A 24,963-nucleotide genomic window follows, 5' to 3' on the forward strand; every position below is an offset into this window, starting at 1 on the left:
TTCCCCCAATGTCCGTTGCAGTGCGTGGTCAGAACAGGACGGTCGCGAACGTGCCGACCTGCTCGAAGCCGACCCGGCGGTAGCTGGCCCGGGCGCGGTGGTTGTAGTCGTTGACGTAGAGGCTCACGATCGGGGCGGCGCGCCGGGCATGCTCGACGACCGCGGCCATGCCCCCGGGGCTGAGCCCCTCGCCGCGGTGCGCGGGCGCGACCCAGACTCCCTGGACCTGCGAGGCCGCCGGCGAGACGGAGCCGAGCTCGGCCTTGAACTCGACCTCCCCGTCCGCCCCGAAGCGGGCGAACGAGTGGCCCTCCGCGATGAGCTGGCGCACCCGGCGGTAGTAGTTGTCGCTGCCGCCGGCCACCGGCGAGTAGCCCACCTCCTCCTCGAACATGGACACGCAGGCGGGCGCAAGGGCGTCGAAGTCCTCGAGGGTCGTGACCCGGACGAGCGGGTCGGCCGGCACGGCGGGCGCGCCGTCGATGGCCAGGAGGGGCTGGGCCCGGCGCACGTCCCGGGCCGGGGGCCCGGACAGCTCGGCGAAGATGGCGAGGGTGGCCTCGGCGGGGCCGAAGATGGAGGCGAACCGGCGGCGGGAGTGCCGGATCACGTCGGCGTAGCCCCTCGCATGCTCGGCCGGGACCTGGACGGGGACGATGTTGGCGCCGAGCCAGCACGCGCTGGCGAGCCGCCCGTCGCCGTCGAACGTCCCGACGATCTCCGCGCCGGTGCCCGTCTCGGCCGCCGTGCCGTACGCCGCGAGGTGCGCGGCGACGAATACGTTCGCGACCGGGTCCACGGCCGCGAGCGCGGCGAGCGCCGGCGTGTCCTCGTCCGTGAGCCGGCGCACCGCCCTCGCGGAGGGGCGGCTACGAGACGGTGACCACGGGGCCGCCTTCGACAGCATCTTCGCCACCGGCCTCCCCCATCTCCTCGGCGATCTTCATCGCCTCTTCGATCAGAGTCTCCACGATCTGGCTCTCCGGGACGGTCTTGATGACCTCGCCCTTGACGAAGATCTGGCCCTTGCCGTTCCCCGAGGCGACGCCGAGGTCCGCCTCGCGCGCCTCGCCGGGCCCGTTCACGACGCAGCCCATGACGGCGACGCGGAGCGGGACCTCCATGCCCTCCAGGCCGGCGGTGACCTCCTCGGCGAGCGTGTACACGTCCACCTGGGCGCGGCCGCACGAGGGGCAGGAGACGATCTCGAGCTTGCGGGGCCGCAGGTTCAGCGACTGCAGGATCTGGATCCCGACTTTGACCTCCTCCACGGGCGGGGCCGAGAGGGAGACGCGGATCGTGTCCCCGATGCCCTGGGAGAGCAGGGCCCCGAATGCGGTGGCGGACTTGATGGTGCCTTGGAACGCCGGGCCGGCCTCGGTCACGCCGAGGTGCAGCGGCCAGTCGCCGCGCTCGGCGAGCAGCTCGTACGCGCGGACCATGACCACGGGGTCGTTGTGCTTGACGGAGATCTTGAAGTCGTGGAAGTCGTGCTCCTCGAAGAGGCTGGCCTCCCACAGGGCGCTCTCCACGAGGGCCTCCGGGGTGGCCTTGCCGTACTTCTGCAGCAGGCGGGGATCCAGCGAGCCGGCGTTGACGCCGATCCGGAGCGAGGTGCCGTGGTCCTTGGCCGCCTGGGCGATCTCCTTGACCTGGTCGTCGAACTTGCGGATGTTGCCGGGGTTCACGCGGACGGCGGCGCACCCGGCCTCGATGGCGGCGAAGACGTACTTGGGCTGGAAGTGGATGTCCGCGATCACCGGGATCTGGGACTTCTTCGCGATGATCGGCAGCGCCTCGGCATCGTCCGCGGACGGGCACGCCACGCGGACGATGTCGCAGCCGGCGGCCGTGAGCTCCGCGATCTGCTGGAGCGTGGCATTGATGTCCGTGGTCGGAGTGGTGGTCATCGACTGGACGCTGATCGGCGAGTCGGAGCCGACGCCGACCGAGCCCACCCTGATCTGCCGGGTCTTGCGCCGGGGCGCGAGGACTGGCGGCGGGGCTGCTGGCATTCCGAGGCTGACCGAGGTCACTGGTGCTCCTTTGGGGTACTGCTGGGTGGTTTCAGGGGCGGCGGCCGGTCAGACCGTTGCGGCGTCGGCGAGGCGGCCGATGATCGGGTTCCACGGCGTGGCGACCGTTTCCGCGATGAGGGATGCCTGGGCGAACGGGTCGTCGGCGAGCACGGCGTCCAGGGCGGCGCGGTCCTCGGCCTGGAAGATGAGCAGGGCCTTCGCGCCGCCCTCGTAGGGGCCGCTCGCGAGGAGGTCGCCGGACTCGGCCCGCTCGCGCAGCCACGCGCGGTGGTCGGGGCGCACCTCGTCGAGGCGGGCAGCCCCCTCCGGCGCGGACACATAGCGGTATTCGACGGCGAAGACAGTCATGGGTCCAGACTATCCCCCTCGCGGCCGGTGCCGCTGAACGTCATCCGAAGAGGTTGACGGGCTTGACGATGTCCGCATAGATCAGCAGCGCGCTCATGACGAGCAGGACGCTGGCCACCACGTAGGTCAGCGGCAGGAGCTTGGCGATGTCGAACGGACCGGGGTCCGGGCGCCGGCGCCAGGCCGCCACGCGGCGTCGGACGCCCTCGTAGAGCGCACCGGCCACGTGCCCGCCGTCGAGCGGCAGGAGCGGGACGAGGTTGAAGACTGCGAGGGCGAGGTTGACGCCGGCGAGGATGCCCACGAGCGTCGCGATCCGCGCCTGGACCGGGACGTCCTCCATCGAGGCGACCTCTCCGGCGACCCGGCCGACGCCGACGACGCTGATGGGGCCGTTCGGGTCGCGGGGGGCGCTGCTGAACGCCGCCTGCCCCACCGCGACGACCCGGGCGGGCAGGTTGACGACGACGCCGGTCACCTGGGCGATGTTCTCGCCCACCGCGGGGAGGACGCTCGAGGCGGGCTGGGGCACGAGGCCCTGGCGCGGCCCGATGCCGAGGAAGCCTGCCTGGGTGGTCTGGTAGGTGCCGTCCGCGTTCTTCACCGGCTGGCCGTCGGCGGCGAGGACCGGCCGCTGGCTCAGCACCGGGGTGACCTTCGTGGTCACCTCGGCGTCGCCGCGCTTGACCGTCATCTGGACCTCGTGTCCGGCGGAGGCCCGGATCCACCCGGTGAGCTGGTCCCAGCCGGTCACGGGCCTGCCGTCGAACGCCACGATGGTGTCCCCCGGCTGGAACCCGGCCGCCGCGGCCGGCGTCTTGGTGCACGTGGCCGGATCCGTGTTCTGGCCCCCGCTGCCCGGGGTGACCATGCACGCGGAGACGCTGGCGATCTGGGTGGTGGGCTGCGGCGTCCCGAACCCCATGAGCAGGATCGCGGTGCACAGGATCCCGAGGATGATGTTCATCGCGGGGCCGCCGAGCATGATCACGGCCTTCTTCCAGACGGGCAGCTGGTAGAACAGCCGCCCGTGGTCCTCGGGCCGGACCTCCTCGTGCGCCTGGTCGCGGGCCGCCTCCGCGAGGCTCTGGAACATGCCGGTGCTCGACTGCCGCACCGAGCCGTCCGTCGCGTTGGGCGGGTACATCCCCACCATCGCGACGTAGCCGCCGAGCGGGAGGGCCTTGACGCCGTACTCGGTCTCGCCGCGCCGGAACGAGAAGAGAGTCGGTCCGAAGCCGATCATGTACCGGGTGACCCGGACGTTGAACAGCTTGGCCGGCAGGAGATGGCCCACCTCGTGCAGGGCGATGGACACGGCGATGCCGACGGCGACGAAGACGACGCCGAGGATGAAGAGGACAGTGGGGTTCACGCTGGAGATCTCCTAAGGCTTCTGCGTTCCCAAACGCTCACCGGCCCGCGCGCGTGCCCACTCCTCGGCGGCGAGCACGGAATCCACAGAGAGTTCCGAGGAACCGGCGTGCTCGGCGAGCACTGCCTCCACCGTGTCGACGATGTCGAGGAACCCGATCCTGCCGGCATGGAAGGCCTCGACGGCCTCCTCGTTGGCGGCGTTGAACACGGCCGGGAAGGTCGTGCCCTGCTTCGCCGCGTCGCGGGCGATCTCCACGGCCGGGAACGCGCGGACGTCGAGCGGCTCGAACGTCCACGCCGCCGCCTGGGTGAAGTCGCAGGGGCGCGCCGCGCGCGGCACGCGGTCGGGCCAGCCGAGGCCCAGGGCGATCGGCAGGCGCATGTCCGGCGGGCTCGCCTGGGCGATGACCGAGCCGTCGGTGAACTGCACCATGGAGTGGACCACTGACTGGGGATGGACGACGACGTCGATCGCCTCGAGCGGGACGTCGAAGAGCAAGTGCGCCTCGATGAGCTCGAGGCCCTTGTTCACGAGCGTGGCGGAGTTGGTGGTGACCACCTTGCCCATGTCCCACGTGGGGTGGTTGAGCGCCTCGGCAGGGGTGACGCCCGCGAGCGACGCCCGGTCCCGTCCGCGGAACGGGCCGCCGGAGGCGGTGAGGATGAGCCTCTCGACCTCGTCCGGGCGGCCGGCCCGCAGGCACTGGGCGATGGCGGAGTGCTCGGAGTCCACCGGGACGATCTGGCCGGGCCGGGCCGCGCCCGTCACGAGGGAGCCGCCCACGATCAGGCTCTCCTTGTTCGCGAGCGCGAGCGTGGCACCGGAGGCGAGGGCGGCGAGGGTCGGCGCGAGCCCGATGCTCCCCGTGATGCCGTTGAGCACCACATCGGCGGGGCCGCCGGGCCCGCTCCACGCCGCGATGCGGGCCGAGGCGTCGGGACCGGCGAGGAGTTCCGGCTCGTAGCCGGCGACGCCCTCGGCGGCCGCGGCCGCGCCGATCAGGGACCGCAGCTCGTCGGCGCTCCCGGAGGCGATGCCCACCGCCTCGGCGCGGGTGCGCACGGCCTGGCGGGCGAGGAGGCCGAGGTTGCCGCCGCCGGCGCTGAGGGCCAGGACGCGGAAGCGGTGGGGGGCGCCGTCGACCACGTCGAGCGCCTGGGTGCCGATGCTGCCGGTCGATCCGAGGATGACGACGGAGCGCTGCGCCTGCGGGTCCCTCTCGGTGCCGGAAGTGTGCATGCCCTCCAGTATTCCCTACAGCGGAGCCTCCCCTCTGCGGAAGGAGCGGGGCTCCGGCGTGGGCGAGGAGGGCAGGACCCGGGGCTCCCGGCACTCGCGCCGGCGGGGGCCGATGGGCGAGCATGGGACCATGACTGAGATCAGCGTCAGCGACCTGCCCGAGCAGCCGACCGCCGTGGTGCGCGCCACCGTGAAGATGGATGAGCTGCGGAACTTCTTCGACGGAGTGTTCGGCACGGTGGTCGCGGCCGTCCAGGACCAGGGCGGCCGCGTCGCCGGACCGCCGTTCGCGATGTACCACGGCATGCCGGGCGAGACCATCGACGTCGAGGCGGGCTTCCCTGTGGCGGGGACGTTCTCCGGCACCGGCGAGGTCACGGCCAGCGTCCTGCCGGGCGGGCGGACGGTGCACGCCCTGCACGTGGGCCCCTACGAGTCCCTGCCGGAGACGTACCAGCAGGTGACCGGGTGGATGCGGGAGCAGGGCCTCGCCCCGGGGGCGAGCATGTGGGAGGTCTACATGAGCGACCCGAACGCCGAGCCGGACCCGGCGACGTGGCGGACCGAGCTGTTCTGGCCCGCGAGCTAGGGTTCCGGCTCCGCTCAGGCGAGCCCGGCCCGGCGCAGCACCGCCTCGGCGTGGCGCAGGATCGGGCCGTCGATCATCTTGCCCTCGTACTGGAACACGCCCGTGCCGGCGGCCTCCGCCGCGGCGAGGAGGGCCTGGGCGGCGGCGACCGCCTCGGCTGACGGCGCGTACGCGGAACGCACGGCGGCGACCTGGCCCGGATGGATGCAGGCCTTCGCCGCGAACCCGGAGGCGACGGCGTCCGCGGCCTCGGCGGAGAGCCCGTCGAGGTCCGGGATGTCGGTGTAGACGGCGTCGACCGCCGCCTTCCCGTGGGCGCCGGCGGCGAGGAGCACGCTGGAGCGGGCGTGGAGGGCGACGGCCCGGTACGCCCCGTCCGCGGCACGGCTCGACGTCCCGCCGAGGGAGGCCACGAGGTCCTCGGCCCCCCACATGAGGCCCACAGTGTTCGGCTCGGCGGCGATCGACGGCGCCGCGAGGATGCCCGCGGCCGTCTCGCAGAGGGCGATGACCCGGTAGGCGCGCAGGAGCGCGAGCTGCTCGGGCGCCTCAGCCTTGGCGAGCATGACGGTGCGGTACGGCGTGGCCTCGAGCGCCTCGAGGTCCGCGTCGAAGTGGACCGAGCCGGCGGAGTTGACGCGCACGATGGTCCGCTCCGGGTCCAGCGGCGTCTCGGCGAGGTTCCTGCGGGCCTCCGCCTTCGCGTCCTGCGCCACCGCGTCCTCGAGGTCGAGAATCACGGCGTCGGACCGCTCGGCGGCCTTGGCGAAGCGCTCGGGCCGGTCGGCGGGGCAGAAGAGCAGCGCTGGCCCCATGGCGAAGGGCGCTCCGTGGGCGTGGGTCTGGGCGGTCGTCTCGGTCACCGGGTATGCGCTTCCTTGGTCCACATGAGGCACGAGCGGCGGGCCCGGGCCACGACGGTGCCGTCCTGGTTGCGCCCGGTGTGCTCGAAGGTCACGATCCCCTGTCCGGGGCGCGAGGCCGAGAGGCGCTTCTCCACGACGACGGTTTCGGTGTAGAGCGTATCGCCGTGGAAGAGCGGGTGGGGGAAGGCCACGTCGGTGAGGCCCAGCTGCGCGACGATCGTCCCCTGCGTCAGCTGGGCCACGGACTGGCCCACCATCGTGGAGAGCGTGAACATCGAGTTCATGAGCCGCTGCCCGAAGGGCTGGCCCGCGCTCCACGCCGCGTCGAGGTGCAGCGACTGGGTGTTCATGGTGAGCGTGGTGAACAGGACGTTGTCCGCCTCGGTCACGGTGCGCCCGGGGCGGTGGGCGTAGGCCACGCCCTCCTCGAGCTCGTCGAAGTAGAGGCCGCGCTGCTCGATCACGCGGAGCGGGGCCGGCTCAGGGCTCGTTGTCATGGATCTCCACCTCGAGCTCGGCCGCGGTCGCGGCGACGACCTGCTCCTCGGTGACCCCCGGCGCGAGCTCCCTCAGCACGAGCACCGGCCCGGGCCCCGGTTCCATCCCGGCGCCCACCCCGCTGCGCTGCACGTCGATCACCGCGAGGTCCGTGATGATGCGGTCGACGCACGCCCGGCCCGTGAGCGGCAGCGTGCACTCGGGCAGGATCTTGGGGTTCCCGTTCCGGTCCGTGTGCTCCATCATGACGATGAGCCGCTTGGCGCCGAAGACGAGGTCCATGGCGCCCCCCATGCCCTTGACCATCTTCCCGGGGATCATCCAGTTGGCGAGGTCCCCGTGGGCGGAGACCTCCATGGCCCCGAGCACGGCGACGTCCACGTGGCCGCCGCGGACCATGCCGAACGAGGTCGCCGAGTCGAAGAACGCCGCGCCGCGGTTGACGGTCACGGTCTCCTTGCCGGCGTTGATGAGGTCCGGGTCGACCTCGTCCTCGCGCGGGTACCGCCCCGTGCCGAGGATGCCGTTCTCGGAGTGGAGGACCACCTCGACCCCGTCCGGGATGTAGTTGGGGATCAGGGTGGGCATGCCGATGCCCAGGTTGACGTACTGTCCGTTCTCGAGCTCCCTGGCCACGCGCGCGGCGAGCTCGTTGCGGGTCCACGGCATCTTCAGTCCCCCTCGGTGGTCGACACGGTCCGCTTCTCGATGCGCTTCTCGGCGTGCGGGCTGCCCGGCGGGACGTGCACGACGCGCTGGACGAAGATGCCGGGCAGGTCGATGTTCTCGGGGTCGAGCTCCCCCGGCTCGACAAGCTCCTCGACCTCGGCGATCGTGACCCGGCCGGCCATCGCGCACAGAGGGTTGAAGTTCATGGCCGTCGCGTGGAACACCAGGTTCCCGTGGCGGTCCGCCTTCTGGGCGTGCACGAGCGCGAAGTCCGGGGTGAGGGACTCCTCGAGCACGTACTCGGCGCCATTGAAGGTGCGCACCTCCTTCGGCGAGGACGCGAGCACCACGTTCCCGTCGGCGTCGTACTTCTGCGGCAGGCCGCCCTCGGCGACGAGGGTCCCCACCCCGGCGGCCGTGTAGAAGGCGGGGATGCCGGCCCCGCCGGCGCGGAGCTTCTCGGCGAGGGTGCCCTGCGGGGTCAGGACCACCTCGAGCTCGCCCGCGAGGAACTGCCGCGCGAACTCCCTGTTCTCGCCCACGTAGGAGCTGATGGTGCGGGTGATCCGGCCGTCCGCGAGGAGGATCCCGAGGCCCCAGTCGTCCACCCCGCAGTTGTTGCTGATGGTGGTCAGGCCGCCGGTGCCCTGGGCGTGCAGGGCGTCGATGAGCGCCACGGGGATGCCGCACAGCCCGAACCCGCCGACGGCGAGCGATGCCCCGTCCCCGATGTCCGCGACCGCCTCCTCGGCGCTCGCCACCACTTTGTCGATCACGTGCCCCTCCTCGTTGCGTTGCTGCCGGGCCTGCCCTCATCCAACGTCAGGCCCGGCCCCTTTGGCTAGAGCCGGCTCACAGCCCCAGTTCGCGGGCGATGAGCATGAGCTGGACCTCCGTGGTGCCCTCGCCGATCTCGAGGATCTTCGAGTCGCGGTAGTGCCGGGCCACGGTCGACTCGTTGATGAACCCGTAGCCGCCGAACACCTGGGTGGCGTCGCGGGCGTTGTCCATCGCGGCCTCCCCCGCCACCATCTTGGCGATCGCGGCCTCGGTCTTGAAGGGCTTGCCGGCGAGCATGCGCGCGGCCGCGTCGTAGTAGGCGAGCCTTGCGGTGTGGGCGCGGGCCTGCATGCGGGCGATCTTGAACTGGATGGCCTGGTACTTGCCGATGTTCGTCCCGAACGCGGTGCGCTCCTTGGCGTACTTCACGGACAGGTCGACGCAGCCCTGGGCGGCGCCCGTGGCGAGGGCGGCGATCGCGATGCGGCCCTCGTCCAGGATGGAGAGGAAGTTGGCGTAGCCGCGGCCCCGCACCCCGAGGAGGTTCTCCTCGGGGACGCGGGCGTCCTTGAAGGAGAGCGGGTGGGTGTCCGACGCGTTCCAGCCCACCTTGTTGTAGGGATTCTCGGCGCGGAACCCGGGCGTTCCCGTGGGCACGATGATCGTGGAGATCTCCTTGCGGGTGGTCCCGTCGGGGCGCTCCTCGGTGCCGGTCACGGCGGTGACGGTCACGAATCTGGTGATGTCCGTGCCGGAGTTCGTGATGAACTCCTTCGATCCGCTGATGACCCATTCGCGCCCGTCGGCGCCGTCCTCGAGCCGCGCGGTGGTCTTGGTCCCACCCGCGTCGGATCCGGCCTCGGGCTCGGTCAGGCCGAAGCCGGCGAGCGCCCGGCCGGCGGCGAGGTCCGGCAGGAGCGCCTCCTTCTGGGCGTCGGTGCCGTAGCGGTGGATCGGCATGGCGCCGAGCGAGACGCCGGCCTCGAGCGTGATCGCGACGGACTGGTCGACGCGGCCGAGCTGCTCGAGCGCGAGGGCGAGCGCGAAGTAGTCCCCGCCCATCCCGCCGTACTCCTCGGGGAACGGCAGTCCGAACAGGCCCATCTCGCCCATCTGGGCGATGACCTCGTAGGGGAAGCTGTGCTCCTCGTCGTGCCGCGCGGACACTGGCGCGACGACCTCGTCGGCGAACTCGCGCACCGTGTCGGACAGCTCCTGGTACTCGTCGGTGAGCTGGAAGTCCATGGATTCAGGCTCCTTCGTGCGCGTCGCGCTGTGGGGCTTCTGGGTGGGGGGTGACGGTGGCGACGACCTGGTCGGCCTTGACGAGCGCGCCGGGGGTGACGTGCAGCGCCACGGTCCCGGCGAGGGCGGCCACGAGCTGGTGCTCCATCTTCATGGCCTCGACCGAGACGAGCGGCTGGCCGGCCTCGACGGACTGGCCGTGGTCGACGGCGACGGAGACGACGGTGCCGGGCATGGGCGTGCGGACCTCGGGGGCCGCCTCGCCCTCGTGGCGGTGGACGGCGGCGCGGAGCCGCTCGAGCCGCTCCGCGCGGCCGAGGACGGGGAGGGCGGCGGACCAGCCCGCGTCGCCGAGGTGCACGGTGCGCTCCTCCGCAGGGCCCTCCGCGAGCGCCCAGGAGTAGCGGTGCTCCTCGCCGTCGAGGGTGAGGACGACGCCGGCCTCCCCCACCCGCTCGAGGCTCGCCCCGCGTTCGGGTCCCCGCTCGGAGCCGACGTCCACGCGGACCGTCCCGGCACCGTCGGCCGCACCGGCCGCGGGTGCATGCACGGCGACGGTCACGACGCCGCCGTCCGGGCCGCCGAGGCTCATGCGTCGGGCGGCGGGGGCGCCGAGGCGCCAGCCGTCCGCGGCCCACGGCCCCGTGGCGGCCGCCGCCACGCCGCCTGCACTGGCTGCGGTCCCGGCGGTGAGGAGCGCCGCCGCCGCGTAGTCGGCCTCTCCGGGGGTCCGGAAGGCGAGACCGTCGAGCCGGCGCTCGATCAGGGTGGTGTCGAGGTGTCCGGCGCGCACGTCCGGGTCGGCGAGCAGGAGCCTGAGGTACTCGATGTTGGTGTCGACGCCGAGCACGGTGTACCGGGAGAGTGCGGCGTCCAGCGTCTCGAGGGCCTCGCCCCGGGTGGGTCCCCACGCGATGCACTTGGCGAGCATCGGGTCGTAGTCCGAGCCGATGGCCAGGCCCGGCTCGAGGGAGCTGTCCACGCGCACGCGCTCCGCGGCGGGCTCGTCGAGGAGCTCGATCCGGCCGGTGGCAGGGAGGAAGCCCCGGGCGGGGACCTCGGCGTAGACGCGGGCCTCGATGGCGTGGCCGTCGAGGCGGAGGTCCTCCTGGCGCAGGACCAGGGGCTCGCCGGCCGCGACCCGGAGCTGCTGCTCGACGAGGTCGATGCCCGTGACCATCTCCGTCACCGGGTGCTCGACCTGGAGGCGGGTGTTCATCTCCATGAAGAAGAATTCGTCCGGCGCCTCGTCGGAGACGAGGAATTCGACCGTGCCGGCGCCGACGTAGCCGACCGAGCGCGCGGCCTCGCACGCGGCGGCGCCGATGCGGGCGCGGGTGTCCGGGCCCTGCTCGGTGTCGAACAGCGGCGAGGGGGCTTCCTCGATGACCTTCTGGTGCCGTCGCTGGAGGGAGCACTCGCGCTCGCCGAGGTGGATGGTGGTGCCGTGGGTGTCCGCGAGGACCTGGACCTCGATGTGCCGGGGTGCGCGGACGAGCCGCTCGAGGAGCAGCGTCCCGTCGCCGAAGGCGGCCGTCGCGACCCTGCGGGCTGTCGCGAGGGCGCCCGGCAGGTCTGCCGCGGACTCGACGACGGTCATGCCCTTGCCGCCGCCGCCGGCGGAGGGCTTGATGAGCAGCGGATAGCCCACGCCCTCGGCGCGCCCGATGAGCTCGGCGTCGGTGAGGCCCGGCTCGGAGACGCCCGGGATGACCGGCACGCCGTGGCCCGCGACGTGGTTCTTGGCCCGGATCTTGTCCCCCATGACAGCGAGGGCCTCGGGGGCGGGGCCCACGAACACGATGCCGGCGTCGGCGAGGGAGCGGGCGAGCGCGGCGTTCTCGCTCAGGAAGCCGTAGCCGGGGTGCACGGCCTCTGCCCCGGTGGCACGGGCCGCCTCGACGATGGCGGGGATGCTCAGGTAGCTCTGCGCCGCGGGGGCGGGTCCGATGCGGACGGCCTCGTCGGCCTCGTGGACATGGCGCGCCCCGGCGTCGGCGTCGCTGTACACCGCGACGGAGGCGATGCCGAGCCGGCGCAGGGTCCGGATCACGCGGCACGCGATCTCGCCGCGGTTGGCCACGAGGACCTTGGCGAAGGGCCGGGCGGAAGCAGTGGTGGCGGTCATGCGGCTCACATCCTGAAGACGCCGAAGGACGTCTCCGGCAGGGGGGACTGGGCAACGACGGCGAGGGCCATTCCGAGCACCCGGCGCGTGTCGGCCGGGTCGATCACGCCGTCGTCCCACAGCCTCGCGGTCGAGTAGTAGGGGCTCCCCTGGGCCTCGTACTGGGCCCGGATCGGGGCCTTGAAGGCGTCCTCCTCGGCGGCGGCCCACTCCTCGCCGCGGGCCTCGAACTGGTCGCGCTTGACGGTCGCGAGCACGGACGCGGCCTGGTTGCCGCCCATCACCGAGATGCGGCTCGCCGGCCACATCCACAGGAACCGCGGCGAGTAGGCGCGCCCGCACATCGAGTAGTTCCCGGCGCCGAAGGAGCCCCCGATCACCACCGTGAGCTTGGGGACCCGGGTCGTGGCGACGGCGGTGACCATCTTCGCGCCGTGCTTGGCGATTCCCCCGTGCTCGTAGTCGCGGCCCACCATGAAGCCGGAGATGTTCTGCAGGAACACGAGCGGGATGCCGCGCTGGTCGCACAGCTCGATGAAGTGCGCGCCCTTCATCGCCGACTCGGAGAACAGCACCCCGTTGTTCGCCACGATCCCGACCGGATGCCCGTCCAGGTGCGCGAAGCCCGTGACGAGCGTGGGGCCGTAGTCCTTCTTGAACTCGTGGAACTCGCTCCCGTCCACGAGCCGGGCGATGACCTCGTGGACGTCGTACTGGGCGTTGACGTCGACGGGCACCACGCCGTACAGCTCGGACGGGTCGGCCGCCGGCTCGGCGGGGGTGCGCACCGCCCAGGGCGTCCCGGCCGGGGAGGGGAGGGTCTCGACGATGCTGCGGACGATCTCGAGGGCGTGCTCGTCGTTGTCGGCGAGGTGGTCCGCCACGCCGGAGACCTTGGCGTGGACCTCTCCCCCGCCCAGCTCCTCCGCGGTGACCACCTCGCCGATCGCGGCCTTCACGAGCGGCGGGCCGCCGAGGAAGATCGTGCCCTGGTTCCGCACGATCACCGTCTCGTCGCTCATCGCCGGCACGTAGGCGCCACCCGCGGTGCACGAGCCGAGGACCGCGGCGATCTGGGGGATCTTGGCTGCGGAGAGGCGGGCCTGGTTGTAGAAGATCCGGCCGAAGTGGTCGCGGTCGGGGAACACCTCGTCCTGCTTGGGCAGGAACGCCCCGCCCGAGTCGACGAGGTAGATGCAGGGAAGCCGGTTCTCGAGGGCGATCTCCTGTGCACGCAGGTGCTTCTTGACCGTCATGGGGTAGTAGGTGCCGCCCTTGACCGTCGCGTCGTTGGACACGACCATGACGTGGCGGCCGTGGACCAGGCCGATGCCGGCGATCACCCCCGCGGCCGGGCACTCGTCGTCGTACATGCCGTCCGCGGCAAGCGGCGAGATCTCCAGGAACGGCGAGCCCTCGTCCAGCAGGACGTCGATGCGCTCGCGCGGGAGCAGCTTGCCGCGGGCCACGTGGCGCTCGCGGGAGCGCTGGGGGCCGCCGAGGGCCGCCGCGGCGAGTCGCGCGCGCAGCTCGTCGGCGAGCGCGCGCTGGGCGGCTCTGTTCTCGGCGAAGGCGGGGCCTGCCGGGTCGATCCGGCTGGTCAGGGTCTCCATCGGTCCTCCGGGACGGGCGGCGCCCGCATCAACTCGGTTAGTGACGGCTAACTGGAATCTAAGTTAATGTGGATTAACTGTGATGTCCAGCACAGGGGTTTCCGCCGGACCGGGGAGGGACATGGGCGAGAGCACGAGCCCGCGCGTGCAGGCCAAGGCCGAGCGGCGGCGCGCCATCCTCGACGCGGCTGCCGGGCTGTTCGCGGCGCAGGGCTATGCGGGGGCCTCGCTCGAGGACCTCGGCGCGGCGGCGGGCGTGAGCGGGCCGGCCATCTACCGCCACTTCCCCGGCAAGCAGGCGGTGCTCGGGGCGCTGCTGGTCGGCGTCAGCGAGGAGCTGCTCGAAGGCGGACGCCGGGTGGCGCAGGAGGCGGCATCGGGCGCGGACGACGACGCCGCTCCCGTCCGCGCGCTCGTCGCCTTCCACGTGGACTTCGCCCTGGCCCAGCCGGACGTGATCCGGGTCCAGGACCGCGACTTCGGCTCCCTCGCGGAGGCGGACCGCCGGCGGGTGCGTTCGCTGCAGCTCGCCTATGTCGACGTGTGGTGCGATGCCCTGCGGCCTGTGCATCCCGCGGCGAGCGCGGCGGAGCTGCGGATGCGGGCGCAGGCCGTGTTCGGCCTCATCAACTCCACGCCGCACTCGGTGCGCAGGCCGGGCGGGCGGGTGAGGGCCTCCTCGGCCAGGGGGACGCTCGCCCTCATGGCGGAAGCGGCGCTCACGGCCAGGCCGTGAGCGCCGCTCCCCCGGCGGGCCAGCAGACGGGACAGGTCGCTGGCCCAGGTCCTCACCTCACCCCGCGTTCACCATCCCGGTGGATGCGCTCCACGTCAGGCTGCCGTTCTCGAAGTCCTCGGCGCGGCCTACGGTGACCGAGTACTCGTCGGAGGTCGGGTAGCCGAGCCAGCTGCGCTCCCAGCCCATCGAGGCCCACGTGGCCCGGATTGCGCCGAGCACCGAGTGCGCGCCCGTCCACGGGGTCCAGTAGATCGAGGCCGCCTTGGAGAAGTGGTTGTACCGGCCGGAGCCGTCCGGCGTCCCCTTCTCGTCGGTGGTCGGGTAGCCCAGGGGCCCCTTCTCCCAGCCGCTCGCGGCCCACTCCGCCCGGATCGCACCGCGGATCGAGTGCGCGCCGGTGGTCGGGGACCAGTAGATCGAGGAGCCGCTGGAGCCGTTGAAGTGGTTGTACCGGCCGATGCCGTCCGGCGTGCCCATCTCATCGGTGGTCGGGTAGCCGAGCGGTCCACGCTCCCAGCCCGAGGCCGCCCAGTTGGACCGGATCGCGCCGCGCACCGAGTGCGCGCCCGTCTTCGACGTCCAGTAGATCGACGCGCCGCCGGAGCCGTTGAAGTGGTTGTACCGGCCGATGCCGTCCGGGGTGCCCATCTCGTCCGTGGTGGGGTAGCCCAGCGGTCCGCGCTCCCAGCCCGAGGCCGCCCAGTTGGACCGGATCGCGCCCTGGACCGAGTGCGCCCCGGTGGTGGACGTCCAGTAGATCGAGGCGCCGCCGGAGCCGGAGAAGTGGTTGTACCGCCCGATGCCGTCCGGGGTCTTGGTCTCGTCCGTGGTCGGGAACCCGAGGAAGCCCTTGGGGCCGCCGGCCGCGGCGTAGCGGGTGTAGATGGCCCCGTTGACCTCGTGCGTCCCGGTGGTCGGGGACCAGCAGATGATGCCCGAGGTGTAGTCCTGGCACGTGCCGGTGCCCACGGCGTACTCAGTGGAGAGGGCCTGGCCGAGCGGGGACGCCCACGTTCCCGCACCGATCTTCTGGGCGTAGGCCGCGACCGGATCGTTGACTCCGTACCCGGTGAGCATGACCTCCTGCGCGCCGGAGCCGTCGTCGGCCGTGATCAGGTAGTAGGTGTCCGCGGTGCCGGCCTGGCCGACCGCCGTGGGCGCGAAGGTCACGCTCTGGAACACGGAGTCCCCGGGCGGGATGCTCAGGCCCTCGGAGACCGGGGTCGTGGTGCCGAAGACGCCCTGGGGGGCCTTCGCCTTGGTGATCGTCATCGGGATGTTGCCGGTGTTCTGGATCTGGAACGAGCGGGTCGAGGACGCCCCGACCGCGACGTTGCCGAAATCGAGCGATGCAGGCACCTGCAGGTGCGAGGCGCCGGAGATGGAGGTGGCGCTGATCGGAACCGTCACTCCCCCGAGGTTGCTCGTCACGGTCAGCGAGTCGCTGACGGTGGCCGCGGCCGTCGGGCTGAACGTGATCGACACGGGCACGGAGGCGAGGGGCTGGATGGTCGCGCCCACGGCGGGCACGGTGGTCGGGTCCGCGACGAGGCTCGCGGTGGCTGGCAGGGTCACCCCAGTCACGGAGACCGCTGTCGTGCCGGTGTTGACGATGTTGACGGTCTGGCGGCTGACCGTGCCGGTCGGGACGTTGGCGAAGGCGAGCGACGTCGGGGTGGCGCCGAGGCCGTCCTTCGTGCCGATCCCGTGGACGCCCAGCAGGTCCGTCTCGCCGTCCGAGGTCTTCACGGTCAGCGAGCCGTCCGATTCCCCGGTCGCCGTGGGGGCGAAGGTCACGGGGAGGGAGAGGCTCGCGCCGGAGGCCAGGGCCTTCGGGAGGGCCACGGACCCGATCCCGAAGGGGGCGGCCGTGGTGATCGAGCTGATCGTCACCGCACGCGTCGCCGTCATGGTCACCGTGGCGGTCCCGCTCGCGCCGACGGCCACCTGGCCCAGGTCGCCGCCGGTCGAGCCCACCGCGGCCGTCGTCGGGATGCCGAACGCGAGCACGTTGCCGTCGCGGGTGCCCACGTAGACCTTGCCGCCGTTCGTGGCGACCGAGGTGAACTTCGCCGCCGTGCCGATCGGGGCGCTGAAGACCTGGGCGAGCTTGCCCGTGCTGTCCGGGATGGCCCGGTAGGCCCGCAGCTGGGCGTTGGCGCCCGTCCCGTTGTCGGTGTAGACGACCCACACGAGCGCCGTGGACGGGTCGGTGCCGGAGGAGGTCACCACGGGAGACCCGGACGAGAATCCGAAGGTCCCGCTGGACGTCCCGACCGAGGCGAGCTGGACCCCGCCGGTGCTCGTGGGCACGAGCTTCGACGCGCGCAGGTAGCCGCTGTTCTCCACCTGGTACACGTACCCGCCCTGGGTGGTGCCGAGGAACGCGGACCGCCCCCACACCCCGTTGTACGGGCCGGCCGTGTTCACCACGGCGTCCGTGCCGCCAGCGCCCTGGGCCATGCCTCCCAGCGCATCCCGGTCGAGCAGGTAGATGTGGCCGTCCTTGCCCGTCTGCACCATCAGGTGCGGGTGGGCGGTGGTGCCGTAGCCGTCGGGGACGGCCATGGGGCTGCCCGAGCCGAGGTCGGCGTCGTTCTGGTTCAGCTTCACGTTGGCGGCCGGGCTGAAGAAGTCCTTCGCCGTCAGGTTCCCGTCAGTGCCGACCTGCAGCCGGACCACGGACTCGGCCAGGGTCGTCGGCGGGGAGGTCCCGGGAGACGCCTGCGGGGCGATGCCGTTGCCGGTCGTGAACAGGATCCGTCCGGGGCCGTCGGAGACGAGGCCGCCGCCGGACTGCCAGATGCCGCCCTCGGCGTTGCTGACCCCGGTCTCGGTGGCCCACATGGTGGTCTGCTTCCCCGCCGTGGAGACCCCGACCACGTAGCCCACGAACGGGTTGTAGTCGCAGTGGCTCGCGAAGCCGGCGTACACGACCCCGCCCATGAGCAGCAGTCCGGGCCGCTGCATGGCGGTGAGCGCGTTGAACGGATGGGTCGGGTCGTTCGTCGGGGCCCCGTCGATCAGCACGGGGAACCCGGCCCGCTCGGTGCCGGTCGCGACGTCGATCGAGTGCATGTACCAGTGCGGCAGCTGGGCGTTCGCGCCGTCGTTCGTCTTCGCGGTGAGGAAGACGCTGTTGGTCGCCGCGTCGTACACGGGGGTGGAGGTGACGCCGATGTTGGGGACGAGGTCCCCGCAGCTCACCGTGGAGGCGGGCCACGCGGGACCGACCGAGCGGGTCCACTTCACCGCGCCGGTCGTGGCGTCCAGGCCGTAGACCGCGTTGTTCTCCGTGGCCGCGATGACGGTCTGGCCCACCACGAGCGGCTGCGCGTACACCTGCCCGTTCAGAGCGGTGGAGAACAGCTTGCCGAAGTTGGTGGACCCGACGGCCGCCGGGGAGAGGGCGCTCTCGTTGCTGTCCCACCCGGTGCGCATGCTGTCCTGGTCCACGGTGCCGACGTCCGCGGAGGCCGTCGTCGTCCCGGCGAGCAGCGCCGCACCCGCGAGCGCTCCTGCCAGCAGGGCGGCGATGGCCCTTCGGGGCGCGTGGACCGTGCCGCGCCGGGCACGGTGCCGGCCGCGGATCCGTGGGTTTCCGATGGGCTCCATGAGCAGGCTCCCCTACCCTCGCCGCCGCTGGCGGGGTGCCCGCGGCGTGATAGAAGGAGCGTAAAAATTGGGGCCCATGGGGCGCCCGAGTAATCCGTACCCGTCTTTCCGGGTACTCCGTGGGCCCCTACTCGGGGGATTTCGGACCGGGTACGCAGGGTCCGGCGAGGGGGCCACTGGCGGGGTACTCGGCTGCGGCGGAGCGCACTACGGGTGCCGGTGGGGTCCGGGCAGAGGAAAAGCCCGGCCGGCCCGCGATTCCGCGGGCCGGCCGGGCTTCCGGGGCGGTCACACCATGGTGAGTACCATGCCCGGATCGGCGAGGACGGCGCCGACGTCCGCGAGGAACCTGGAGGCCTGCTCGCCGTCGACGAGGCGGTGGTCGAAGGAGAGCGAGAGCGTCATGACCTGGCGCAGCGCGACCTCTCCGCCATGCTCCCAGGGGAGCCTGCGGACCTGGCCCATGGCGAGGATGGCGGCCTCGCCGGGGTTCAGGATGGGCGTGCCGGCATCGATCCCGAAGACCCCGATGTTGGTGATCGAGATGGTCCCCCCGAACAGGTCCGCCGGCGCGGTGCGGCCCTCCCGCGCCGTCGCAGCGAGGTCAGAGATTGCCCCGGCGAGGTCCGCGAGCGAGAGCTCCTGCGCGTCCTTGATGTTCGGCACCATGAGCCCCCGGGGCGTGGCGGCCGCGATGCCGAGGTTCACGTAGTGGTACTGGACGATCTCCTGGGCCCCCTCGTCCCAGCGCGTGTTGAGCGACGGGCTCCGGCGCAGCGCGATGAGCACTGCCTTGGCGACGAGCGTGAGCGGGGTGATCTTCTGGCCCGCGAAGGCGCGGTTCTCGCGCAGCCGCCCGATGAGCTCCATCGCCGGGGTGACGTCCACCGTGAGGAACTCGCTCGCGTGGGGGGCGGTGAACGCGCTCGCGACCATCGCGGCCGCCGTGTGCTTGCGCACGCCCCTGATCGGGGTCCGGGATTCGCGGACGACGCCGGCGGCCGGCGGTGCGGCCGGCGCGCCTGCCGCCGGGGCGGCCGAGAGGCTGCTGTCCGGGGCCGTGCCGGCCGCACCCGTGCCGATCGAGGCGAGCACGTCGTCGCGGGTGATGAGGCCGCGCGGGCCGGTGCCCTCGAGGTCCGCGAGGTCCACCCCGAGGTCCTTGGCCAGCTTGCGGACGGGAGGGGTGGACCGGGGGCGCTCCGCGGGGGCGGGCCTCGGCTCCGCTGCTGCGTCCCCACCGGGTGCTGCGTCTTCGCTGGGCGCTGCGTGCCCGGTGCGCTCCGCTGGGCTCGGCGGCCGCCCCGCAGTCGGCGCCTGCCCCACCACGGTCAGGCGCGCGCGGCGCGCGGGCCGGGCCCCGGTCTCCGGCATGGCGCCGTAGCCGACGAGCGTCGCCTGGCGCCGGGGCGCCTCCCCCGCTGCGTCCGAGGATGTCGGCGCGCCGGCAGCGGCTGGCGCGCGGCCGGCGTCGGCCGCCACCTCGAACTCGGCAATCGGCGCGCCGACGGCCACGACGTCCCCCGGCTCGGCGAGCAGCGCGGTGACGGTACCGGTGTACGGGCTCGGGAGCTCGACGACAGCCTTGGCCGTCTCGACCTCGCCGATGACCTGGTTGAGGCGCACGGAGTCGCCCACGGCGACGCGCCAGGACACGATCTCGGACTCGGTGAGGCCCTCGCCCAGATCCGGGAGGAGGAAGGGCCGCGTCACGGAGCCCGCGCCCTGGTCGGCCGTGGCCGCGCTCACGCGTCCTCCTCCATGCCGCTGAGGGAGTTGGGCCTGTCCAGGGCGCGGTCCACGCCGTCGAGGATGCGGTCCAGGTCGGGCAGGTGGTGGAACTCGAGCTTGGACGGCGGGTAGGGCACGTCGAAGCCGGTCACCCGCACGGGGGCATGCTCGAGGTGGTAGAAGCACCGCTCCGTGAGCACGGCCGACAGCTCGGCGCCGAGGCCGAGGGTCTGCGAGGCCTCGTGGGCGATGACGAGCCGTCCCGTCTTCCGCACGGACGCCTCGAGCGGGCCGTAGTCCACCGGCGAGAGGGACCTCAGGTCGATCACCTCGATGGAGACCCCCTCGTCCGAGGCCGCGACCGCGGCGTCGAGGCACGTCTTCACCATCGGTCCGTAGGCGACGAGGGTGACGTCGGCGCCCTCCGCCGCGACCCGGGCGGAGCCCATGCCGAGGCCGCCGGCGCCCGGCTCGAGCGCCTCGTCGACCTCGCCCTTGTCGTGGTAGCGGCGCTTGGGCTCGAGGAACACCACGGGATCGTCGCAGGCGATGGCCTCCTGCATCATCGTGTACGCGTCCTGGGGCGTGGAGGGCGAGACGACCCGCAGCCCGGCGGTGTGCGCGAAGTACGCCTCGGGCGACTCCGAGTGGTGCTCAGGGGAGCCGATGCCTCCGCCGTAGGGCAGGCGCAGGGTGATCGGCATGGCCACCGTGCCGCGGGTGCGGTAGTGCATCTTCGAGACCTGGGAGACGATCTGGTCGAAGGCCGGGTACACGAAGCCGTCGAACTGGATCTCCACGACCGGGCGGTAGCCGCGGTAGGCCATGCCGATCGCGGTGCCCACGATGCCGGATTCCGCGAGCGGAGTGTCGATGACCCGGTGCGCGCCGAAGTCCTTCTGCAGGCCGTCGGTGATGCGGAACACCCCGCCGAGGCGGCCGATGTCCTCGCCCATCAGCACGACCTTCGGGTCGCGTTCCATGGCCTTGCGCAGGCCTGCGTTGAGCGCCTTGGCGAACGTCATCCCGGGCATCAGCGGGCCCCCTCCGTGTGTGCGCCGGCGGCGTGTCCGGCATGGTCGTCGAACCCGGCGTGGAACCGCTCGAACTGCTCGCGCTGCCGGTCCAGGGCCGCGTGCGGCCCCGCGTAGACATGCTCGAAGAGCTCCGCCGGGGCGGGATCGGGCATGTGGATGGTGGCCTCGCGCAGGGCGGCCGCGACGTCGTCGGCCTTCGCTGCGACCCGCGCCCGGACGCCCTCGTCGAGCACACCCTCGGCCTGCAGGTACGCCTCGAGCCGTGAGATCGGGTCGCGCCCGCGCCAGTCCTCGAGCTCGTTCGCGTCGCGGTACCGCGTGGGATCGTCCGCGGTGGTGTGGGCTCCCATCCGGTAGGTGACCGCCTCGATGTACGAGGGGCCGTTGCCCGAGCGGGCCCGGCCGAGGGCCTCGCGGGTCGCGGCGAGGCAGGCCAGGACGTCGTTGCCGTCGACGCGCACGCTCGGGATGCCGAAGCCCGGGGCGCGCAGCCCGATCGGCACGTGGGCCTGCACGCCCACAGGCTCCGAGATCGCCCAGTGGTTGTTCTGGCAGAAGAACACGACCGGGGCCTGGAAGCTGGCCGCGAAGACCATCGACTCGTTCACATCGCCCTGGCTCGTCGCGCCGTCCCCGAAGTAGGTGATGACGGCGGTCTCCGCGCCGTCGAACTGCACGCCCATGGCGTACCCGACGGCATGCAGCGACTGGGCGCCGATCACCACCTGCGTCGGTGCCATGTTGTGCCGGAACGGGTCCCAGCCCGCGTTCGCGGCGCCGCGCCACTGCCGCATGAGGTCCGGCAGCGGGATCCCGCGGGCATAGGCGACGGCGATCTCGCGGTAGCTGGCGAAGATGAAGTCGTCGGGTGCGACGGCGTGGGCCGAGCCGATCTGCGCGGCCTCCTGGCCGAGGAACGGCGGCCACAGGCCGAGCTGGCCCTGGCGCTGGAGGGCCGTTCCCTCGGCGTCGATGCGCCGGGCGACCACCATGTCCTCGTAGAGGGAGGCGAGCGCCTCGGGGCCGAGGTCGGCGAGGAGGCCGTCGTACCGTTCGTGGGGCCGGCGTTCGCCGTGGGGGGAGAGAAGCTGGATCGGCGAGCCGTCGTCGCCGGTCGACATCTGGTAGCTGGACACTGGGTACGCATCCCTCTCTGATCTCGGGAGGCCTGTGGGCCGCCGGGTTAATGTGACCATACTCACAACCATCAGGGGGTACAACCAATCGCGGCCGCATTGCGCAGGATGCCCAGATCGGCAGGTCCCCAGCGTGCTAGCCTGCGCACCATGCACGTCGTCGACGCCACCGATGCCCGCATCCTGCGGGCGCTGTCCGAGGATCCCCGCCGCACGGTCGTGGCGCTCGCCCAGGACCTGGGGCTCTCGCGGAACACGGTGCAGGCAAGGCTCGCGCGCCTCGAGGCGGGCCACGTGTTCCTCGGGTTCGACCGGCGCATCAATCCGGCGTCGCTCGGCTATCCCCTGCTGGCGTTCATCACGGTCCACGTCCAGCAGCGCAAGCTCGCGGAGATCACCGAGCGCATCGCCGGCATCCCCGAGGTCCTCGAGGGGCACGGCCTCACCGGCACGGCCGACCTCCTGCTCCGGGTCGTGGCCCTCGACGCGGAGGACCTGTTCAGGATCAACGGCAAGATCCTCGCCGTGGACGGCGTCGAGCGGACCGATACCGCCCTCGCGATGGGCGACCTCATACCATTCAGGATGGACCCGCTCCTCGCGAGGGGCCCCCGACCGCCCGCCTAGCGCCGAGGACTGAGCCGCCCGATGACGTTCCCCCAGCTGCCCAACCGGAGCCAGGCCCGCATGGAGCGACCCCGCGAGCCCACCGCGCAGGAGCTGTGGGCCGGCCCGGGCGGGGCCCGGCAGAAGCGCAGCCTGTGGCTGTGGATCGGGCTGGGCGTGGGCGGCGCCGCGGTCCTCCTCGCCGCGGCCGCGGCCGTGGTCCTGGCCCTCACCGTGTTCAGCCCCGGGGCCGGCATCAAGCGGGCCTCGGAGCAGATGAGCTCCGACCTCGCCTCGGGCGACCTCACCCGCGCCTACGGCGAGTTCACCCCCGCCCTCAAGGAACACCTGAGCGAGACCGAGCTCACGAGCCGGCTCACCGAGCTGCAGATCGACTCGACGTGCGCCGCGGACATCCAGCGCGCCGACTCGCTCTCCCGCGCCGGCCAGCGTCCGCGCGGCTCGTCTGCGGCAGCCGCGCGTTCGACCTCTCCTACCGGTGGGAGGGCGATCCGCTCCTGCTGGACGGGATCCGCATCCAGCCCCGCTGAGGCACGACGGCGGACGCTCGGCTCGCGCTGCCCGGAACCGCAGCGGGCGGCGGCCCCCTCCTGGGAGCCGCCGCCCGTCGTCGTGCGGGGTGGTGGGCTAGTGCGAGACCGCCTTCTCGGCGCCCACGCCGGTGAGCGAGCGGACCTCCATCTCGGCCTGCTTGGCCGGATCCTCCCGCCGCCTGTCGAGGACGGTCCCGAGCCAGCCGAGGGCGAAGGCGAGCGGGATCGAGACGATGCCCGGGTTGCTCAGCGGGAACCACGCGAAGTGCGCGCCGGGGATCATCGACGTCTTCGACCCGGAGACGACCGGCGAGAACGCGATGAGCAGGACCGCCGAGGCCAGGCCGCCGTAGATGCTCCACAGCGCCCCCTGCGTGGTGAACCTCTTCCAGAAGAGCGAGTAGAGGATCGTGGGCAGGTTGGCCGAGGCTGCCACCGCGAACGCGAGGGCCACGAGGAAGGCGACGTTCTGGCCGTTGGCGAAGATGCCGCCGACGATCGCGAAGAGGCCGATCACCACCACGGTGCGGCGGGCCACCTTCACCTCCGAGGCCGGCGTGGTCCTGCCCTTGGCGAGGACGTTGGCGTAGATGTCGTGGGCGAACGAGGCCGCCGCGGTGATGGTCAGGCCGGCCACGACCGCGAGGATCGTGGCGAATGCGACCGCCGAGATGAAGCCCAGCAGGAGCGGTCCGCCGAGCTGGAACGCGAGCAGCGGGGCCGCCGAGTTGACCCCGCCGGGGGCCTTCTTGATCGTGTCCGCGCCGATGAGCGCCGCCGCGCCGTACCCGAGCACGAGGGTGAAGAGGTAGAAGGCGCCGATGATCCAGATCGCCCACACGACCGACTTGCGGGCCTCCTTCGCCGTCGGCACGGTGTAGAAGCGCATGAGCACGTGGGGCAGGGCCGCGGTGCCGAGGACGAGCGCGAGGCCGAGCGAGACGAAGTCGAGCTTGGAGGTGCCGTCCTTGCCGTACGCCAGGCCCGGGTTGAGCAGCTTCTCGCCGCCCGCGCCGGCGGTGTGGACCGCGCTGTCCAGCAGGGCGGAGAGGTTGAAGCCGTTGATCGCCAGCACCATGATCGTCATGACGAAGGCGCCCGCGATGAGCAGGATGGCCTTGATGATCTGCACCCAGGTGGTGCCCTTCATGCCGCCGAGGAGCACGTACATGATCATGAGCGCGCCGACCACGGTGATGACGACGGCCTGGCCGCCCCAGTCGGAGATGCCCAGGAGCAGCGCGATCAGGCCCCCGGCCCCCGCCATCTGGGCCAGGAGGTAGAAGAAGCACACCGCGAGGGTCGAGATCGCGGCCGCGATGCGCACGGGGCGCTCGCGGAGGCGGAACGCCAGGACGTCGGCCATGGTGAACTTGCCGGTGTTCCGCAGGAGCTCGGCGACGAGCAGGAGCGCGACGAGCCAGGCCACGAGGAAGCCGATCGAGTAGAGGAACCCGTCGTAGCCGTTGACGGCGATCGCGCCGGTGATGCCCAGGAACGAGGCGGCGGAGAGGTAGTCGCCCGAGATGGCGGTGCCGTTCTGGCCGCCGGTGAAGGACCGGCCGCCGGCGTAGTAGTCGGCAGCGGTCTTGTTGTTCCTGCCGGCCCGGATCACGATCACGATCGTGACGGCCACGAACAGGGCGAAGATCGACATGTTGAGCCAGGTGCTGCTCTGCAGGCTTGCGGCGACGTTCATCGGGTGCTCTCCTCCTCGCGGCCCGCGGCGTGGGCCTCCGGCGACGCCTCGCCGCGCTCGATCTCCCCGCGCTCGATCTCGCCGCGGATGGCCTCCGCTGCCGGATCGAGCTTCTTGTTGGCGTGGTGGACGTACCAGGCGGTGATGCCGAACGTGGTCACGAACTGCGCCAGGCCGAGCACGAGGCCGACCGTGATGCTGCCGGCCAGCTTGATCGACATGAAGTCGTGCGCGTAGTCCGCCAGCAGGACGTACAGGAAGTACCAGAGCAGGAACGCTCCGGCGATCGGGAACACGAAGCTGCGGTGGCTCGCGCGCAGCGCGCGGAACTCGTCGCTGGCCTGGACCAGCTGGAAGTCCGGATGCGGGGCCGTGCCGGCCCTCGCGTCCCGGGGGGCGTCGTTGCCCATGGGTCCTCCTGAGGTTGGCCGGCGCGGGTGCCCGGCAGGTGCGT

The 24,963-nt window shown here is 72.3% G+C and carries 21 protein-coding genes; 3 read left to right on the forward strand and 18 right to left on the reverse strand.

Annotated features, from left to right (window positions below; all coding sequences use genetic code 11):
• Positions 1 to 28: 28 nt before the first annotated feature.
• Genes ACYVKZ_RS16370 through dxr form a run of 5 tightly spaced genes read right to left on the reverse strand, consistent with a single transcriptional unit; the run spans position 29 to position 5,004 of the window.
• Positions 29 to 907 (reverse strand): GNAT family N-acetyltransferase, encoded by an 879-nt coding sequence (locus tag ACYVKZ_RS16370; RefSeq protein ID WP_460993524.1) that lies wholly within the window; start codon positions 905 to 907, stop codon positions 29 to 31.
• Positions 870 to 2,036 (reverse strand): flavodoxin-dependent (E)-4-hydroxy-3-methylbut-2-enyl-diphosphate synthase, encoded by a 1,167-nt coding sequence (ispG, locus tag ACYVKZ_RS16375; protein ID WP_066497205.1) that lies wholly within the window; start codon positions 2,034 to 2,036, stop codon positions 870 to 872. The genes ACYVKZ_RS16370 and ispG overlap by 38 nt, the downstream gene beginning before the upstream one ends.
• Before the next feature lie 48 nt (positions 2,037 to 2,084).
• A complete protein-coding gene (locus tag ACYVKZ_RS16380; RefSeq protein WP_460993323.1) occupies positions 2,085 to 2,387 on the reverse strand; it encodes a YciI family protein in 303 nt (100 codons plus the stop codon).
• Between the two features lie 40 nt (positions 2,388 to 2,427).
• The gene (locus ACYVKZ_RS16385; protein WP_460993325.1) at positions 2,428 to 3,762 is read right to left on the reverse strand and encodes a M50 family metallopeptidase; all 1,335 of its coding nucleotides are present in this window, start codon (positions 3,760 to 3,762) and stop codon (positions 2,428 to 2,430) included.
• 12 nt (positions 3,763 to 3,774) lie between these two features.
• The gene (dxr, locus tag ACYVKZ_RS16390; RefSeq protein ID WP_460993328.1) at positions 3,775 to 5,004 is read right to left on the reverse strand and encodes a 1-deoxy-D-xylulose-5-phosphate reductoisomerase; all 1,230 of its coding nucleotides are present in this window, start codon (positions 5,002 to 5,004) and stop codon (positions 3,775 to 3,777) included.
• Positions 5,005 to 5,134: 130 nt separating this feature from the next.
• Between dxr and ACYVKZ_RS16395 the strand changes: the two genes are divergently transcribed.
• Complete coding sequence (locus tag ACYVKZ_RS16395) at positions 5,135 to 5,593, forward strand: GyrI-like domain-containing protein (protein ID WP_460993330.1); 459 nt, start codon at positions 5,135 to 5,137, stop codon at positions 5,591 to 5,593.
• Between the two features lie 14 nt (positions 5,594 to 5,607).
• On the opposite strand, the gene ACYVKZ_RS16400 is transcribed toward ACYVKZ_RS16395, so the two are convergent.
• From ACYVKZ_RS16400 to ACYVKZ_RS16430, 7 genes are all read right to left on the reverse strand, one after another.
• Complete coding sequence (locus tag ACYVKZ_RS16400) at positions 5,608 to 6,408, reverse strand: HpcH/HpaI aldolase/citrate lyase family protein (RefSeq protein ID WP_460993525.1); 801 nt, start codon at positions 6,406 to 6,408, stop codon at positions 5,608 to 5,610.
• A gap of 44 nt (positions 6,409 to 6,452) precedes the next feature.
• Positions 6,453 to 6,956 (reverse strand): MaoC family dehydratase, encoded by a 504-nt coding sequence (locus ACYVKZ_RS16405; RefSeq protein WP_460993332.1) that lies wholly within the window; start codon positions 6,954 to 6,956, stop codon positions 6,453 to 6,455.
• The gene (locus tag ACYVKZ_RS16410) at positions 6,940 to 7,626 is read right to left on the reverse strand and encodes a CoA transferase subunit B (protein WP_460993334.1); all 687 of its coding nucleotides are present in this window, start codon (positions 7,624 to 7,626) and stop codon (positions 6,940 to 6,942) included. The genes ACYVKZ_RS16405 and ACYVKZ_RS16410 overlap by 17 nt, the downstream gene beginning before the upstream one ends.
• Positions 7,627 to 7,628: 2 nt before the next feature.
• On the reverse strand, positions 7,629 to 8,402 hold the full coding sequence (locus ACYVKZ_RS16415; RefSeq protein ID WP_460993336.1) for a CoA transferase subunit A: 774 nt from the start codon (positions 8,400 to 8,402) through the stop codon (positions 7,629 to 7,631).
• A gap of 76 nt (positions 8,403 to 8,478) precedes the next feature.
• Positions 8,479 to 9,651, reverse strand: coding sequence for an acyl-CoA dehydrogenase family protein (locus ACYVKZ_RS16420; RefSeq protein ID WP_460993337.1), 1,173 nt, complete (start codon positions 9,649 to 9,651; stop codon positions 8,479 to 8,481).
• Between the two features lie 4 nt (positions 9,652 to 9,655).
• Positions 9,656 to 11,779, reverse strand: coding sequence for an acetyl/propionyl/methylcrotonyl-CoA carboxylase subunit alpha (locus ACYVKZ_RS16425; protein ID WP_460993338.1), 2,124 nt, complete (start codon positions 11,777 to 11,779; stop codon positions 9,656 to 9,658).
• A 5-nt stretch (positions 11,780 to 11,784) separates the two neighbouring features.
• The gene (locus ACYVKZ_RS16430) at positions 11,785 to 13,392 is read right to left on the reverse strand and encodes a carboxyl transferase domain-containing protein (RefSeq protein WP_460993339.1); all 1,608 of its coding nucleotides are present in this window, start codon (positions 13,390 to 13,392) and stop codon (positions 11,785 to 11,787) included.
• Between the two features lie 121 nt (positions 13,393 to 13,513).
• Here ACYVKZ_RS16430 and ACYVKZ_RS16435 point away from each other — a divergent pair, with 121 nt between their 5' ends.
• On the forward strand, positions 13,514 to 14,128 hold the full coding sequence (locus ACYVKZ_RS16435; RefSeq protein WP_460993340.1) for a TetR/AcrR family transcriptional regulator: 615 nt from the start codon (positions 13,514 to 13,516) through the stop codon (positions 14,126 to 14,128).
• Positions 14,129 to 14,185: 57 nt separating this feature from the next.
• Here the strand turns inward: ACYVKZ_RS16435 and ACYVKZ_RS16440 are convergent, their stop codons facing one another.
• The 4 genes from ACYVKZ_RS16440 to pdhA form a co-directional block, all read right to left on the reverse strand.
• Positions 14,186 to 17,746, reverse strand: coding sequence for a choice-of-anchor D domain-containing protein (locus ACYVKZ_RS16440; RefSeq protein WP_460993341.1), 3,561 nt, complete (start codon positions 17,744 to 17,746; stop codon positions 14,186 to 14,188).
• A 288-nt stretch (positions 17,747 to 18,034) separates the two neighbouring features.
• Positions 18,035 to 19,459: a dihydrolipoamide acetyltransferase family protein gene (locus tag ACYVKZ_RS16445; protein WP_460993526.1), complete on the reverse strand. Its 1,425-nt coding sequence runs from the start codon at positions 19,457 to 19,459 to the stop codon at positions 18,035 to 18,037.
• A 32-nt stretch (positions 19,460 to 19,491) separates the two neighbouring features.
• The gene (locus tag ACYVKZ_RS16450; protein WP_460993342.1) at positions 19,492 to 20,511 is read right to left on the reverse strand and encodes an alpha-ketoacid dehydrogenase subunit beta; all 1,020 of its coding nucleotides are present in this window, start codon (positions 20,509 to 20,511) and stop codon (positions 19,492 to 19,494) included.
• The gene (gene pdhA, locus ACYVKZ_RS16455; protein ID WP_460993527.1) at positions 20,511 to 21,635 is read right to left on the reverse strand and encodes a pyruvate dehydrogenase (acetyl-transferring) E1 component subunit alpha; all 1,125 of its coding nucleotides are present in this window, start codon (positions 21,633 to 21,635) and stop codon (positions 20,511 to 20,513) included. Before pdhA ends, ACYVKZ_RS16450 begins: the two co-directional genes overlap by 1 nt.
• 165 nt (positions 21,636 to 21,800) lie before the next feature.
• Here pdhA and ACYVKZ_RS16460 point away from each other — a divergent pair, with 165 nt between their 5' ends.
• Positions 21,801 to 22,277: an Lrp/AsnC family transcriptional regulator gene (locus ACYVKZ_RS16460; RefSeq protein WP_460993343.1), complete on the forward strand. Its 477-nt coding sequence runs from the start codon at positions 21,801 to 21,803 to the stop codon at positions 22,275 to 22,277.
• Positions 22,278 to 22,904: 627 nt separating this feature from the next.
• Here the strand turns inward: ACYVKZ_RS16460 and ACYVKZ_RS16465 are convergent.
• Together ACYVKZ_RS16465 and ACYVKZ_RS16470 are read right to left on the reverse strand one after the other, a co-directional pair.
• On the reverse strand, positions 22,905 to 24,509 hold the full coding sequence (locus tag ACYVKZ_RS16465) for a solute symporter family protein (RefSeq protein ID WP_460993344.1): 1,605 nt from the start codon (positions 24,507 to 24,509) through the stop codon (positions 22,905 to 22,907).
• Positions 24,506 to 24,919, reverse strand: a complete 414-nt coding sequence (locus ACYVKZ_RS16470; RefSeq protein WP_460993345.1) for a DUF485 domain-containing protein — start codon at positions 24,917 to 24,919, stop codon at positions 24,506 to 24,508. The genes ACYVKZ_RS16465 and ACYVKZ_RS16470 overlap by 4 nt, the downstream gene beginning before the upstream one ends.
• Positions 24,920 to 24,963: the final 44 nt, after the last annotated feature.

Source organism: Sinomonas soli, assembly GCF_054782415.1.